Source organism: Pseudomonas sp. NS1(2017), from assembly GCF_002269425.1.
Lineage (GTDB): Bacteria > Pseudomonadota > Gammaproteobacteria > Pseudomonadales > Pseudomonadaceae > Aquipseudomonas > Aquipseudomonas reactans.
In genome coordinates, this window is record NZ_CP022960.1 from 703,031 (window position 1) to 718,643 (window position 15,613).

The following is a 15,613-nucleotide window of genomic DNA, read 5'->3' on the forward strand; positions in this document are numbered from 1 at the left end:
TCGCGGCTTGAAGCTTGTAACGTGAAGCTGCCCGGAGGGCTCCCCATGAGCTACGTGATCGACCGACGCCTCAATGGCAAGAACAAGAGCACGGTAAACCGTCAGCGTTTCCTGCGGCGTTACCGTGACCACATCAAAAAGGCCGTCGAAGAGGCCGTCAGCCGCCGCTCCATCACGGACATGGAGCATGGCGAGCAAATCAGCATCCCCGGACGGGACATCGACGAACCGGTGCTGCACCACGGCCGGGGCGGCAAACAGACCGTCGTTCATCCCGGCAACAAGGAATTCACCACTGGCGAACATATCCAGCGCCCCCAAGGTGGTGGTGGCGGTAAAGGCCCGGGCAAGGCGGGCAATTCCGGCGAAGGCATGGATGAGTTCGTGTTTCAGATCACCCAGGAAGAATTCCTCGAATTCATGTTCGAAGACCTGGAACTGCCCAACCTGGTCAAACGCAACCTGACCGGCACCGACACCTTCAAGACCGTTCGCGCCGGGATCAGCAATGAGGGCAATCCGTCACGCATCAACATCATCCGCACCCTGCGCTCGGCCCATGCGCGGCGTATCGCTCTGTCAGGCAGCAGCCGCGCCAAACTGAGGGACGCCAAGGAAGAGCTGGCGCGATTGAAGCGTGAAGAGCCGGACAACTTCGGCGATATTCAGGAAATAGAGGCGGAAATCGAGAAACTAAGCGCGCGCATTCACCGCGTGCCATTCCTCGACACCTTCGACTTGAAATACAACCTGCTGGTCAAACAACCCAACCCCAGCTCCAAGGCAGTGATGTTCTGCCTGATGGACGTGTCGGGCTCCATGACCCAAGCCACCAAGGACATCGCCAAGCGCTTCTTCATCCTGTTGTACCTGTTCCTGAAGCGGAATTACGACAAGATCGACGTTGTGTTCATCCGCCACCACACCAGCGCCCGGGAAGTCGACGAAGAGGAATTTTTCTATTCACGGGAAACCGGCGGCACCATCGTTTCCAGCGCCTTGAAGCTGATGCAGGAGATCATGGCCGAGCGCTACCCGGCCAACGAATGGAACATCTACGCCGCCCAGGCCTCGGACGGTGACAACTGGAACGACGACTCCCCAATCTGCCGTGACATCCTGATCAACCAGATCATGCCGTTCGTGCAGTACTACACTTATGTTGAAATCACCCCCCGTGAGCACCAGGCCCTGTGGTTCGAATACGAGCGCATCGGCGAAGCCTTTGCCGACACGTTCGCCCAGCAGCAACTGGTCTCGGCCGGCGATATCTACCCGGTCTTCCGTGAACTCTTCCAGCGCAGGTTAGTGACATGACCGCCAAAAAAGAGCAAAGACGCCAACCGATCTCCACGGGTTCCGAATGGACCTTTGAACTGATCCAGGCCTATGACCGGGAAATCAGCCGCATTGCGGCGGGTTATGCCCTGGACACCTACCCCAATCAGATCGAAGTGATCACCGCCGAGCAGATGATGGATGCCTACGCCTCGGTCGGCATGCCGCTGGGTTATCACCATTGGTCCTACGGCAAACACTTCCTCAGCACCGAAAAGTCCTATACCCGGGGCCAGATGGGCCTGGCCTACGAGATCGTGATCAACTCCGACCCGTGCATCGCCTACCTGATGGAAGAGAACACCATCTGCATGCAGGCGTTGGTAGTGGCACATGCCTGCTATGGGCATAACAGCTTCTTCAAGGGCAACTACCTGTTCCGCACCTGGACCGACGCCAGTTCGATCATCGATTACCTGGTGTTCGCCAAGCAGTACATCATGCAATGCGAAGAGCGCCACGGCATCGATGCGGTGGAAGACCTGCTCGATTCCTGTCATGCGCTGATGAACTACGGCGTCGACCGCTACAAACGCCCGTATCCGATCTCCGCCGAGGAAGAACGCCTGCGCCAGAAGGAGCGCGAGGAACACCTGCAGAAACAGATCAACGACCTGTGGCGCACCATTCCGAAAAAAACCGGCAAGAACAGCGATAAGGACAATGCACGCTTCCCCGCCGAACCTCAGGAAAACATCCTGTATTTCCTGGAAAAACACGCGCCGCTGCTGGAACCCTGGCAGCGGGAAATCGTGCGCATCGTGCGCAAGATCGCCCAATACTTTTATCCACAGCGCCAGACCCAGGTGATGAACGAAGGCTGGGCCACGTTCTGGCACTACACCCTGATGAACGACCTGTACGACGAAGGCCTGGTGACGGACGGTTTCATGATGGAGTTCCTCACTTCCCATACCAGCGTGGTGTTCCAACCCGGCTTCGACAGCCCCTATTACAGCGGCATCAACCCCTACGCCCTGGGATTTGCCATGTACCGTGACATCCGGCGCATGTGCGAACACCCCACCGAAGAGGACCGCCGCTGGTTCCCGGAAATCGCCGGCAGCGATTGGCTGTCCACCATAAAATTCGCCATGAGCAGCTTCAAGGATGAGAGTTTTATCCTGCAGTACCTGTCGCCGCAGGTGATTCGGGACCTGAAACTGTTCAGCATTCTCGATGATGACCTCAAGGATGACCTGGTGGTACCGGCCATCCACGATGAACCCGGCTACCGCACCATCCGCGAAACCCTGGCAGCGCAGTACAACCTGGGCAACCGCGAGCCCAACGTGCAGATCTACAGCATCGATGTGCGCGGCGACCGCTCGCTGACCTTGCGTCACCAGCAGCACGACCGCAAACCCCTGGGCGAGTCCACCGAGGAAGTGCTCAAGCACCTGCACAGGCTTTGGGGCTTTGATATTCACCTGGAAACCTTGCAGGGCGACCAAGTGATGAAAACCCACCACGTGCCACCGCGTAGCGATCACAACGACAACGACTACGGCCGCCTGGACCTGGCCGTCGTTCACCTCTGAAGCAGCAAAGCCTCCATTGGCCTGGCACAGGCGGTATCCTGTGCCACTAATGGAGGCTTTTTCATGAAAATCTACAAAGTCGGCGGTGCGGTGCGGGATCGCCTCTTGGGCATCCCGGTGACCGATATCGACCGCGTCGTGGTGGGCGCGACTGCCGAAGAGATGCTCGCCTTGGGCTATAAGCCGGTGGGTTCGGACTTCCCGGTGTTCCTCGACCCGAATAATGGCGACGAGTACGCCCTGGCCCGCACCGAACGCAAGAGCGGCCGGGGTTATGGTGGCTTTGTGTTCCACGCCAGCCCCGACGTCACACTGGAAGAAGACCTGATTCGCCGCGACCTGACCATTAATGCTATGGCGGAAGACGACGACGGTAACTTGACCGACCCTTATCACGGTCAGCGAGATCTTGAAGCCCGCGTTCTGCGCCATGTTTCTCCGGCGTTCGCCGAAGATCCCCTGCGAGTGTTGCGTGTTGCACGCTTCACCGCACGTTACGCGGCACTGGGGTTTACCGTCGCATCAGAAACACTTGAACTGATGCACCAGCTCAGCGAATCCGGCGAACTGGAAGCGCTGACGCCTGAGCGCAGTTGGAAAGAAATCTCCCGCGCACTGATGGAAGACCAACCCCACGTGTTCATTCAGGTACTGCGCGACTGCGATGCACTGAAAACCTTGATGCCAGAAGTGAATGCCCTGTTCGGCGTCCCACAACCCGAAGCCCATCACCCGGAAATCGACACCGGCATTCACACCTTGAGCGTGCTGGAACAAGCGGCCTTGCACCAGCAGCCCCTTACCGTGCGCTGGGCCTGCCTACTGCACGACCTGGGCAAAGGCACGACGCCTGTGGATAAGTTGCCGCAGCACATCGCCCATGAGCAGCGGGGTTTGAAGCTGATCAAGGCCGTCAATGAACGCTTCAAGGTGCCAAGGGATTGCCAGGAATTGGCGTTGCTGGTGGGCCAGTATCACACCCACGGTCATCGTGCGCTGGAGCTGAAAGCCTCGACGTTGCTGGAGTTGCTGCAAAGTTTCGACGTTTACCGTCGGCCGCAGCGTTTTGAGGAATTCGTGGTCGCTTGCGAAATGGACGCCCGAGGCCGCAAGGGTCTGGAGCAGAGAAGTTATCCACAAGCGGATTACTTGCGCGGCGCGGCGAAGGTTGCGCGCGAAGTGGCGGTGGCGCCTTTGCTGGAGAAAGGCTTCAAAGGCCCGGAACTGGGCGAAGCGCTCAAGCGCGAACGGCTCAGGGCCTTGAAGGCCTACAAGGAACAGCACCCCCTTATGTAGGAGCGAGCTTGCTCGCGAAAAACCTGAGAGCGCTGCGTTATCGTTGACGTTCTTCGCGAGCAAGCTCGCTCCTACAGGAGAGCGTTTGGTGTGAGCTGCTGGCCTTGCCATTCAAATGCGACAGGCGCCAGCACCTGGTCAATCTGCGCCTCGCGCCACAACTCGGCCAACGTCTTGCCCGCCTCAGGGTGCACACGTTCCGGCGCCATCAACGACAGCGGCCACAGCACAAACGCGTTCTTGAGAATTTCTGCACGCGGCAGGATCAAGCCATCGAAGTTACCTACCAGATCGCCATACAACAGCACATCGATATCCAGCGGCAAGCCCTTGCGATCCGGCGCATAACGACCATTATCCGCCTCGATGAATTTCAATCGGCGGTCCAACTCCATCAGCGACAGATCGGTGTAGGCCGACACCACCAGATTGAAGAACGGCCCACTCTTGATGCCCACCGGCTGGCTTTCAAACACCGCTGAACAGCGCATATCCGTCAAAAAACCCGCCAGCGCATCCAGGCCAGCGCAGAGGTGAGACTCGCGCTCGATATTGCTGCCTAGACCTAGGTAAACCTGAGTTAGCGGCATCCGCGCTCGATCTCCACGCCCACACCCTTGGCCGCCGGTACGGCGCCTGGCTTGGTCAGCTTGAGGTGCAACCAGGGAATCTGGAATTCACTCATCAATACTTCGGCCAAGCGCTCGGCAAAAGTTTCCACCAGTTGGTACTGGGATTGCTCGGCAAAGGCCTGGATACGCGCGGATACACTGGCGTAATCCAGCGCCAACGTCAGGTCATCACCAGCCGCGGCCGGGCGGTTATCCCAGGCAAAGCTCAGGTCCAGGCGCAGGCATTGGCGGATTCCGCGCTCCCAGTCGTAGGCCCCGATCACGGTGTCGACTTCCAGGCCTTCGATAAACACTCTGTCCAAGCACTCTTCTCCGCAGCACGACAAGGGCGCGATGCCCCGTTAGAATCAGGGCGTCCTCGCCCGGAATAGTTAGCATGTTTTGGTTACTGGCGATTTTCGCCTACCTGCTCGGCTCGCTGTCCTTCGCCATTTTGCTCAGCCGCCTGACGGGAAATCCCGACCCGCGAATGAGTGGCTCAGGCAATGCCGGCGCCACCAATATGTTGCGCCTGGCCGGCAAGAAACTCGCCGTACTGACGCTGCTGGGCGACCTGTGCAAGGGCCTGTTGCCCGTGCTGATCGCCAGCCTCGCCGGCCTGACCCTGCAACAGCAGGCCTGGATCGGCGTATGCGCGGTCCTCGGCCATCTGTTTCCTCTGTACTTCCGCTTTCGCGGTGGCAAAGGCGTCGCCACGGCAGCCGGCATGTTGCTCGGGATCTACCCGCCGGCGGCGTTGCTGGCCGTACTCGCCTGGCTGCTGACGTTCTACCTGACCCGCACCAGCTCGCTCGCCGCGCTGATCGCCACCCCGCTCACCCTGCCGCTACTGGCCTGGCAAGAACCGGCGGCACTGCTGCCGATGAGCGTGCTGACGCTGCTGATCGTCTGGCGCCACCGGGGCAATTTACGCGACCTGTTTGCCGGGCGCGAACGGCATTTTTAAATACCGTCGATGCGCCCGGCTCACCTTGCAGCCTTACAACGGCGACAACTGCTCCATCGGCCAGCGCGCCTGCACGCTGATTGCCAGGCTTTCGTGCTGCCCAGCCTGCAGGCGCTGGCAACCGGCATAGGCGATCATCGCGCCGTTGTCGGTGCAGAACTCGGGGCGAGCGTAGAACACGTCGCCCTTCATGTCGCCGAGCATTTTTTCCAGCGACGTGCGCAAGGCCTTGTTGGCGCTGACGCCGCCAGCGATCACCAGGCGCTTCATGCCCGCCTGTTTCAGGGCGCGCTTGCACTTGATGGTCAAAGTCTCCACCACGGCCTGCTGGAACGCCAGAGCGATGTCGCAACGGACTTGCTCGCTGTCGTCTCCGGCGCTGACGCTGTGCTGCCAGGTGTTCAGCGCAGAGGTTTTCAAACCGCTGAAGCTGAACATCAGGCCTGGGCGATCACACATCGGTCGCGGGAAGGTGTAGCGACCGGCGACCCCTTTTTCGGCGAGACGGGCGATTTCCGGGCCACCGGGGTAATTGAGGCCCATCATCTTCGCGGTCTTGTCGAAGGCTTCACCGGCAGCATCGTCCAAGGATTCACCCAAAAGGGTGTATTGGCCGATTCCATCCACCTGAACCAACTGCGTATGACCGCCCGAAACCAACAATGCGACGAACGGGAACTCTGGCGGTGTTTTTTCCAACATCGGTGCCAGTAGATGGCCTTCCATATGGTGCACGCCGAGGGCCGGAATGCCCCAGGCAAACGCCAGCGCCTGGGCGCAAGAGGCCCCAACCAGCAGGGCTCCGACCAATCCGGGGCCTGCGGTGTAGGCGATTGCATCGATCTCGGTCGGCACGCAGCCGGCCTCATCCAATACCTGGCGGATCAGGGGCAGCATGCGTTTGACGTGATCACGGCTAGCCAGCTCCGGCACCACGCCACCATAGGCACGGTGCAGGTCGATCTGACTGAACAGCGCATCGGCCAAGAGCCCGCGTTCACTGTCGTAAAGTGCGACACCGGTTTCGTCGCAGGAGGTTTCAAGTCCCAGTACTAGCATGGGTTTGCGCCTTGTAGAGGCTGAATTCGAAGGCGCGCATAATAGTCGCCACTCCCCCTCCCGACTAGCGGTTTTCGATCAGAGGCTTTGCATTCCGGGCAATGAGGGGTTAACATCCGCAACCCTTAAAAACCGACGACCTCAGCCGCGAATTTTTTGCGACGAGAACGTTGATCCCGGTAATGAAAGAAGGTAGCTCTGGATGCCAGCCGTCAAAGTTAAAGAGAACGAACCCTTCGACGTAGCTCTGCGTCGTTTCAAGCGCTCCTGCGAAAAAGCCGGTGTACTGGCTGAAGTTCGTAGCCGCGAATTTTACGAGAAGCCAACTTCTGAGCGTAAGCGTAAAGCAGCAGCCGCTGTTAAGCGTCACGCCAAGAAAGTTCAGCGCGAACAGCGCCGCGCCGTTCGTCTGTACTAATACACAGACGTTCGTAGCAAGCTTCTGCCAAGCCCGGCCCTCAGCCGGGCTAATGGCATTTGCGGATATCGCTTGATGCTTCACTGTTGACGCCGCACATGCGACCGATACAACTGCTTCACACGTCAGGACTGGCTCTTTTGCCAGCGGTGCACGTCTCTTCTGACGAGCCTATCAAGGCTACTGACGAGCACACTTATTCTTCAAACAGGCGATCAACTGTATCGACTGTGCCCGACGATGAGCTTCCGAGGCCGCCATTGGCCTAGACCGGATGCCGGGGCAACATTTCCATGCCAAAAACCTGATTGAAACTAACGTCAGTGAATGAACGGCAGATACACTTCCTGAATGCCCAAGCAGACAACTGATGAACGAGCCACGCACTGCGTGCGCTTGAGCAATCATTGGGCCCTCATTGACACGCAGTGATGACGAGAACGCCATGGCCGGGCTGATTCCCCAGAGCTTTATTGACGACCTTCTGAACCGCACCGACATCGTCGATGTTGTCAGCTCGCGCGTGCAACTGAAAAAAGCCGGCAAGAACTACACCGCCTGCTGCCCGTTCCACAAAGAGAAAACCCCGTCATTCAGCGTCAGCCCCGACAAGCAGTTCTATTACTGCTTCGGCTGCGGCGCAGGCGGCAACGCCCTGGGTTTTCTCATGGACCACGACAACCTGGATTTTCCCCAGGCCATCGAGGACCTGGCAAAAGCCGCCGGCATGGAAGTCCCACGCGAAGAAAGTGGCCGCCCACACAAGCCGCGCCAGCCCACCGATTCGCCGCTGTACCCGCTGCTGACAGCCGCTGCCGAGTTTTATCGTCAAGCGCTTAAAAGCCATCCGCAGCGCAAGGCCGCTGTCGATTACCTGAAAGGCCGCGGCCTCACCGGGGAAATCGCACGGGACTTCGGTTTGGGGTTCGCACCGCCCGGCTGGGACAACCTGTACAAACACCTGAGCAGCGACACTCTCCAGCAAAAGGCCATGATCGACGCCGGCCTGCTGGTGGAAAACGCCGAGACCGGCAAGCGCTACGACCGTTTCCGCGACCGGGTGATGTTCCCGATCCGCGACAGCCGGGGCCGCATCATCGCCTTTGGTGGCCGGGTACTGGGGGACGACAAACCCAAATACCTGAACTCCCCGGAAACCCCGGTATTCCACAAGGGCCAGGAACTCTACGGCCTGTTCGAGGCGCGCAAGAACAATCGCAATCTCGATGAAATCATCGTGGTTGAGGGCTATATGGACGTGATCGCACTCGCCCAACAAGGCCTGCGCAATGCCGTCGCCACGCTGGGCACCGCAACCAGCGAAGAACACATGAAGCGCCTGTTTCGCGTAGTGCCCAGCGTGCTGTTTTGTTTCGATGGAGACCAGGCTGGCCGCAATGCCGCCTGGCGCGCACTTGAAGCTACGCTGTCGAGCCTGCAGGACGGACGTCGCGCACGCTTCCTCTTCCTGCCCGAAGGCGAAGACCCGGATACCCTGGTCCGCTCCGAAGGCACCGACGCGTTCCGCGCGCGCATCAACCAGCATGCACAGCCGCTGGCCGACTACTTCTTCCAACAACTGACCGAAGAAGCCGACCCGCGCTCCCTTGAAGGCAAGGCCCACATGGCCACCCTCGCGGCGCCGCTGATCGACAAAGTACCCGGCGCCAACCTGAAATCGCTGATGCGCATGCGCTTGCAGGAAATCACCGGGTTAAGCGGGGAAGCCGTCAGCCAACTGGTGCACAACGCCCCGCATGATGCGCCGCCACCGGCCTATGACCCAGGCATGGATTACGACGCCATGCCGGACTATTCCGACTTCCATCAACCGCAGGAGGCCTACGCGCCCCAGCAAGAGTGGACACCGAAAAAGTCTGGCAGCGACGGCAAGAAATGGGAAAAGAAACCCTGGAGCAAGAACGGCAAGCGCGGTGATCGCGATGAAGCCTACGCTCCGCGAACTCCTGTCGCCGTAGAGGCTCCAACGCTCATTGCGCTGCGCACGCTCATCCATCACCCACAACTGGCGGAAAAAGTTGAAAGCGCTGATCACTTTGCCAACGCGAGCAACACTTACGCCCAGGTACTGATCGCCCTGATCGAGGCGGTACAGAAAAATCCTAAGCTAAACTCAATCCAGTTGATGGCGCGCTGGCACGGCACCGAACAGGGCCGACTGCTGAAAGCCCTCGCGGAAAAGGAGTGGCTAATTGACGGCGATAACCTTGAACAACAGTTTTTAGACACCATTACTAGGTTATCCGCGGGTCAGCACACACAGACCCTCGATGACCTGATCAAGAAAGCAAGGCAGCCGGATTTATCGGCTGAAGAGAAGATTCAGATAGCAAAACAGATGCGCGACCTCTTAAAACAGAACGTTTGCGCATCAAACCCGACCTCAACTGGCGCGTGAGGTCATAGCTCAGGTATAATCCTCGGCTTGTTTTTTGCCCGCCAAGACCTTCAGTGGATAGGGTGTTATGTCCGGAAAAGCGCAACAGCAGTCTCGTATCAAAGAGTTGATCGTTCTCGGTCGTGAGCAGGGTTACCTGACTTACGCGGAGGTCAACGACCACCTGCCTGAGGATATTTCAGATCCAGAGCAGGTGGAAGACATCATCCGCATGATTAACGACATGGGGATCAACGTATTCGAAGCTGCGCCAGATAAGGATTCCCTTATGCTGGCGGACGCCGATACCGACGAGGCTGCCGCTGAAGAAGCGGCTGCCGCGCTGGCTGCTGTGGAGACCGATATCGGTCGTACCACCGACCCTGTGCGCATGTATATGCGTGAAATGGGTACCGTCGAGCTGCTGACACGCGAAGGCGAAATCGAAATCGCCAAGCGTATCGAAGAGGGCATCCGTGAAGTGATGGGCGCAATCGCGCACTTCCCTGGCACGGTTGACCATATTCTCTCCGAGTACACCCGCGTCACCACCGAAGGTGGCCGCCTGTCCGACGTGCTGAGTGGCTACATCGACCCGGACGACGGCATTGCGCCGCCTGCCGCCGAAGTGCCACCGCCTGTCGATGCCAAGGCTGCGAAAGCGGACGACGACTCCGAAGACGACGACGCTGAAGCCAGCGGCGACGACGAAGACGAAGTTGAAAGCGGTCCAGACCCGATCATCGCTGCCCAGCGTTTCGGTGCGGTTTCCGATCAAATGGAAATCACCCGCAAGGCCCTGAAAAAGCACGGTCGCGCCAACAAGCAGGCCATCGCCGAGCTGCTGGCCCTGGCTGAGCTGTTCATGCCGATCAAGCTGGTGCCGAAGCAATTCGAAGGCCTGGTTGAGCGGGTTCGCAGCGCCCTGGAGCGTCTGCGTGCACAAGAGCGTGCGATCATGCAGCTCTGTGTCCGTGACGCGCGCATGCCGCGTGCCGACTTCCTGCGTCAGTTCCCGAGCAACGAAGTAGATGAAAGCTGGACCGACGCACTGGCCAAGGGCAAGGCGAAATACGCCGAAGCCATTGGTCGCCTGCAGCCGGACATCATCCGTTGCCAGCAGAAGCTGCAAGCATTGGAGACCGAAACCGGTCTGACGATTGCCGAGATCAAGGACATCAACCGTCGCATGTCGATCGGTGAGGCCAAGGCCCGCCGCGCGAAGAAAGAGATGGTTGAAGCGAACTTGCGTCTGGTGATCTCCATCGCCAAGAAGTACACCAACCGTGGCCTGCAATTCCTCGACCTGATCCAGGAAGGCAACATCGGCTTGATGAAGGCTGTGGACAAGTTCGAATACCGTCGTGGTTACAAGTTCTCGACCTATGCCACCTGGTGGATCCGTCAGGCGATCACTCGCTCGATCGCCGACCAGGCCCGCACCATCCGTATTCCGGTGCACATGATCGAGACGATCAACAAGCTCAACCGTATTTCCCGGCAGATGTTGCAGGAAATGGGTCGCGAACCGACCCCGGAAGAGCTGGGCGAACGCATGGAAATGCCTGAGGATAAGATCCGCAAGGTATTGAAGATCGCTAAAGAGCCGATCTCCATGGAAACCCCGATTGGTGATGACGAAGACTCCCATCTGGGTGACTTCATCGAAGACTCGACCATGCAGTCGCCAATCGATGTCGCCACCGTTGAGAGCCTGAAAGAAGCGACTCGCGACGTACTGTCCGGCCTCACTGCACGTGAAGCCAAGGTACTGCGCATGCGTTTCGGCATCGACATGAATACCGACCACACCCTTGAGGAAGTCGGTAAGCAGTTTGACGTGACCCGTGAGCGGATCCGTCAAATCGAAGCCAAGGCGCTGCGCAAGTTGCGCCACCCGACGCGAAGCGAGCATCTGCGCTCCTTCCTCGACGAGTGATACCAGAACCCCCGGCCCAGGCCGGGGGTTTTGTTTTGTATCGATAAAACCTCGCGCAACACCCCTCCCCCGCAATGCCCGTCTACACTCGAAACATTCCCCGTGCCATAACGAGACCGTTATGCCCAGATTGCCGGCTGTGTTTTTGCTGTGGCTGCTGACTTGGACCGCAACGGCTGGCGCATTGACTCTTAGCGATGATGAGCGTGACTGGCTGGCGGACCATCAGGAGTTGCGCCTCGGGGTGGATGCGTCATGGCCACCCTTTGAATACCGTGACGAGAGTGGCCGCTACCAAGGCTTGGCGGCAGATTATGTGCGCCTGATCCAGGATCGCCTCGGCGTGCGCGTCAAGTTGATTGAGCCTGCAAACTGGAGTGCGGTCCTGGAGCAGGCCCGCAACAACCAACTCGACCTGCTGCCGGGCATCATGTCCACACCGGAACGCCAGGGCTATATGGCGTTCACCCGGCCTTACCTGGACTTCCCCATCGTTATCCTGGCCCATGAGGGCGGCGCCAAACCGCGCACCCTGAAAGACCTCTACGGCTTGAAGATTGCCGTGGTGGAAAACTACGCCCCCCATGAGCTGCTGCGCACCCATCATCCCGATCTAAACCTGGTCGCCATGCCAAATGTCAGCTCGACGCTGCAAGCCCTGGCCACCGATGAAGTAGATGCAGTGGTCGGCGATCTCGCCTCCAGTGTCTGGAGCCTGCGCCAACTCAAGCTCGACGGCTTATACGTCAGTGGCGAAACGCCCTACCGCTACCAACTGGCGATGGGCGTACCGCGTGACAATAAAATGCTGGTGGGCATCCTGGACAAGGTGCTCGCCGACCTCAGCCCGCAAGAAACCGACGCCATCCAGCAACATTGGGTCGGCAGCTTTACCGATCACCGTACCTTCTGGACCGACCTGCTGCTTTACGGCCTGCCTGCCGTGCTGTTGCTGAGCACCGTATTGGCCGTGGTGATTAGGATCAATCGCCGACTCAGTTCGGAAATTTCCCGCCGCGTAGCCCTCGAACAGGAACTGCGCAGCAGCGAATATCACTATCGCGGCTTGGTCGAGAGCCTTTCAGCCATTGCCTGGGAAGCCAGTATCACCGACTTCACCTACAGCTACGTGTCGCCCCACGCCGAAGATTTGCTGGGTTACCCACGCGCGCATTGGCTGATTCCAGGGTTCTGGCGCAATATCATTCACCCCGCCGACCTGATCCGCACCGAGGCCTACTGCTATCGGGAAACCCGCGCCAACCGCGACCACAGCATTGATTACCGGGTGATCACCGCTGACGGCCGTTGCCTATGGGTGCGCGACATTGTCAGCCTGATCGAACATGGTCATGAGCCGGTTTTGCGCGGCTTGATGATCGATATCAGCGAGGCCAAGCGCACTGAGGAGGCCTTGCAGCTATCCGAGCAGAAATTCGCCTCGGTGTTTCAGCAGTGCCCGGACATGCTGGTCATTGCTCGGTTATCCGATGGCTGCCTGCTGGAGGTGAACAAGGCGTTCGAAGACCAGATTGGCCTGACGGCCGAACAGGTCATCGGTAAAACCGCTACCGAGCTGAATATCTGGGGTATCCAGGGTGTCGGTCCCGACCTGCTGCAACGGGTGCAAACCACTAGCATCCGCAACCTGGAAATGCCCTTTCTGCGCAGCAATGGCCAGGCCTTTACCGGCCTGATTTCCGCCGAACCGTTCCAACTCGACACCACAGAGGCCATCGTGGTGGTGGTGCGCGACATCACCCAACTCAAGGAAACCCAGCAACAACTGCAAACCTCCGAAGAGAAATTCGCCAAGGCTTTCCACGCCTCCCCCGACGGCTTACTGCTGAGCCGACAGCGCGATGGCCTGCTGATTGAGGTCAACGACGGTTTCAGTCGGATCACCGGTTTCAACAGTGTCACATCCCTGGACCAATCAAGCTTGGACCTGGGTATATGGGTCGACCTCAACGAACGCAAACACATGCTGGAGATGATGCAGCGCGATGGTTTTGTGCGTGACTTCATCTGCCATATCCGCCGCAGCGATGGGCAGATCCGCTTGTGCGAGCTTTCCAGCCGCCCACTGCCGATCGGCGATGAAGACTGCATGCTGACCATCGCCCGAGATATCACCGAACGCCAGCTGATGCAGGAAAAATTGCAACAAGCCGCCACGGTGTTCGAGAGCACCGCCGAAGGCGTGTTGATCACTGACACCCGGCAGAACATCAGCGCCGTCAACCGTGCCTTCACCGAGATCACTGGCTACAGCGAAGCCGAAGCCCTCGGCCACACCCCGCGCCTGCTTGCTTCCGGCCTGCATGACAGCGCCTTTTACGCCGCTATGTGGCACCAGTTGACTGCCCAGGGCCACTGGCAGGGCGAGATTTCCAACCGTCGTAAGAACGGCGAAGTGTACCCAAGCTGGCTGACGATCAGCGCCGTGCGCAACCGCGACCAATTGATCACGCACTTCGTCGCCGTGTTTGCCGACATCTCCAGCCTCAAACTCGCCCAGGCCCGCCTCGACTACCAGGCGCACCACGACCCTTTGACCGGCCTGCCCAACCGCACGCTGTTCGAAAGCCGGTTGCAAGCGGCCCTCAACGGCCATCAGGAAACCGGTAAACAGGGCGCCGTGTTGTTTCTCGACCTGGACCGTTTCAAACACATCAACGACAGCCTCGGACACCCCATCGGCGACTTGCTGCTCAAAGACATCGCCGTACGCCTCAAGGAGCAACTGCGCGACATCGACACCGTCGCCCGCCTGGGCGGTGACGAATTCATCATCCTGCTCCCCGGCCTGCAGCACGCCAGCGACGCCCAATACCTGGCCAATAAACTGCTGGCCTGCTTCACGCCGCCGTTCCAGGCGGGTGAGCACGAGTTTTTTATCAGCGCCAGCATCGGCACCAGCCTGTACCCCGAGGACGGCACCGACGTCGCCACCCTGGTCAAGAACGCCGACGCGGCGATGTATCGCTCAAAGGCCAAGGGCCGCAACCGGGTCGAAAGCTATACCCGCGACCTTACCGCCCAGGCCAACGAGCGCGTGGCACTGGAGCACGAACTGCGCCGCGCCATCGAGCGCGATGAGCTGAGCCTCTACTACCAGCCCAAGCTGAGCCTGACGACCCACGAACTGATCGGTGCCGAAGCCCTGATACGCTGGCGCCACCCCACCTTTGGCGACGTGCCCCCCGAACACTTCATCGCCTTGGCCGAAGAAAACGGCATGATCCTGCAGATTGGCGACTGGGTACTGGAACAAGCCTGCCGGCAAATGCACGCCTGGCAAGGCCACTTCGACGATTTCGGTCCGTTGTCGGTCAACCTGGCCGGCGCGCAGTTGCGTCACCCCGGCTTATTGGGCCGTATCAAACAGTTGCTGCATGACTACCGACTCGCCCCCGGTCGTCTGCAACTGGAAATCACCGAAAACTTCATCATGAGCCAGGCTGAAGAGGCCCTGGAGGTGCTGCACCAGCTCAAAGACCTCGGCGTACAGCTTGCGATTGATGACTTTGGCACCGGCTACTCGTCCCTCAGCTACCTCAAGCGCCTGCCCCTGGACTTCCTCAAGATCGACCAATCCTTCGTCCGCGGCCTGCCCGACGACCCCCATGACGCCGCCATCGTGCGCGCCATCATCGCCCTGGGCCACAGCATGCAATTCACCATCATCGCCGAAGGCGTGGAGAACCCCGCACAGCAAGCCTTCCTCGCCGCTGAAGGCTGCGAACAGATGCAAGGCTACATCGTCAGCCTGCCGCTACCGCCCGAGCTTTTTGCTGCTACGTTTCTTCGTATGAGCATTGAGGATTATTCGGATGGCACAGCGGGGAAACCATCGTTATAATCCGCGACCTACTGAGGGCCTATAGCTCAGTTGGTCAGAGCAGAGGACTCATAATCCTTTGGTCCACGGTTCAAGTCCGTGTGGGCCCACCAACTTGAAAGCCGCGCACTGCGCGGCTTTCGCCTTTTCTAGCCATTGAAAATTTCGGAGTGATCCATTTCAAAAAATGGGTTTCGTCCAA

The 15,613-nt window shown here is 59.1% G+C and carries 11 protein-coding genes and 1 tRNA gene; 9 read left to right on the plus strand and 3 right to left on the minus strand.

The window, feature by feature from the left end; all coding sequences use genetic code 11:
• Window positions 1-45: 45 nt before the first annotated feature.
• From CI807_RS03415 to CI807_RS03425, 3 genes are all read left to right on the plus strand, one after another.
• The gene (locus tag CI807_RS03415) at window positions 46-1,317 is read left to right on the plus strand and encodes a YeaH/YhbH family protein (protein WP_015886179.1); all 1,272 of its coding nucleotides are present in this window, start codon (window positions 46-48) and stop codon (window positions 1,315-1,317) included.
• Complete coding sequence (locus CI807_RS03420) at window positions 1,314-2,879, plus strand: SpoVR family protein (RefSeq protein WP_095013727.1); 1,566 nt, start codon at window positions 1,314-1,316, stop codon at window positions 2,877-2,879. Before CI807_RS03415 ends, CI807_RS03420 begins: the two co-directional genes overlap by 4 nt.
• A 63-nt stretch (window positions 2,880-2,942) precedes the next feature.
• Window positions 2,943-4,175 (plus strand): multifunctional CCA addition/repair protein, encoded by a 1,233-nt coding sequence (locus CI807_RS03425; RefSeq protein ID WP_095013728.1) that lies wholly within the window; start codon window positions 2,943-2,945, stop codon window positions 4,173-4,175.
• Window positions 4,176-4,246: 71 nt separating this feature from the next.
• On the opposite strand, the gene folK is transcribed toward CI807_RS03425, so the two are convergent.
• Window positions 4,247-4,765, minus strand: coding sequence for a 2-amino-4-hydroxy-6-hydroxymethyldihydropteridine diphosphokinase (folK, locus tag CI807_RS03430; protein WP_095013729.1), 519 nt, complete (start codon window positions 4,763-4,765; stop codon window positions 4,247-4,249).
• Complete coding sequence (gene folB / locus CI807_RS03435) at window positions 4,756-5,109, minus strand: dihydroneopterin aldolase (protein WP_015886183.1); 354 nt, start codon at window positions 5,107-5,109, stop codon at window positions 4,756-4,758. Before folB ends, folK begins: the two co-directional genes overlap by 10 nt.
• Window positions 5,110-5,183: 74 nt before the next feature.
• On the opposite strand from folB, the gene plsY reads away from it, so the two are divergent.
• Window positions 5,184-5,753, plus strand: a complete 570-nt coding sequence (gene plsY / locus CI807_RS03440) for a glycerol-3-phosphate 1-O-acyltransferase PlsY (RefSeq protein ID WP_016977867.1) — start codon at window positions 5,184-5,186, stop codon at window positions 5,751-5,753.
• 33 nt (window positions 5,754-5,786) lie between these two features.
• Here plsY and tsaD read toward each other — a convergent pair whose 3' ends face one another.
• Window positions 5,787-6,812 (minus strand): tRNA (adenosine(37)-N6)-threonylcarbamoyltransferase complex transferase subunit TsaD, encoded by a 1,026-nt coding sequence (gene tsaD, locus CI807_RS03445; RefSeq protein WP_095013730.1) that lies wholly within the window; start codon window positions 6,810-6,812, stop codon window positions 5,787-5,789.
• Window positions 6,813-7,014: 202 nt separating this feature from the next.
• On the opposite strand from tsaD, the gene rpsU reads away from it, so the two are divergent.
• The 5 genes from rpsU to CI807_RS03470 all read left to right on the plus strand — a co-directional run bounded on the left by rpsU (window position 7,015) and on the right by CI807_RS03470 (window position 15,524).
• Window positions 7,015-7,230, plus strand: coding sequence for a 30S ribosomal protein S21 (gene rpsU / locus CI807_RS03450; RefSeq protein WP_002551877.1), 216 nt, complete (start codon window positions 7,015-7,017; stop codon window positions 7,228-7,230).
• Window positions 7,231-7,675: 445 nt separating this feature from the next.
• Window positions 7,676-9,649, plus strand: a complete 1,974-nt coding sequence (gene dnaG, locus CI807_RS03455; protein ID WP_095013731.1) for a DNA primase — start codon at window positions 7,676-7,678, stop codon at window positions 9,647-9,649.
• A gap of 67 nt (window positions 9,650-9,716) precedes the next feature.
• Window positions 9,717-11,567 carry an RNA polymerase sigma factor RpoD gene (gene rpoD, locus CI807_RS03460; RefSeq protein ID WP_016977864.1) on the plus strand — a complete coding sequence of 617 codons (1,851 nt, stop codon included), beginning with the start codon at window positions 9,717-9,719 and terminating at the stop codon, window positions 11,565-11,567.
• 121 nt (window positions 11,568-11,688) lie between these two features.
• Window positions 11,689-15,432, plus strand: coding sequence for a bifunctional diguanylate cyclase/phosphodiesterase (locus CI807_RS03465; protein WP_095013732.1), 3,744 nt, complete (start codon window positions 11,689-11,691; stop codon window positions 15,430-15,432).
• 15 nt (window positions 15,433-15,447) lie between these two features.
• Window positions 15,448-15,524: transfer RNA gene (locus CI807_RS03470), tRNA-Ile, on the plus strand.
• The last annotated feature ends 89 nt before the right edge of the window (window positions 15,525-15,613 follow it).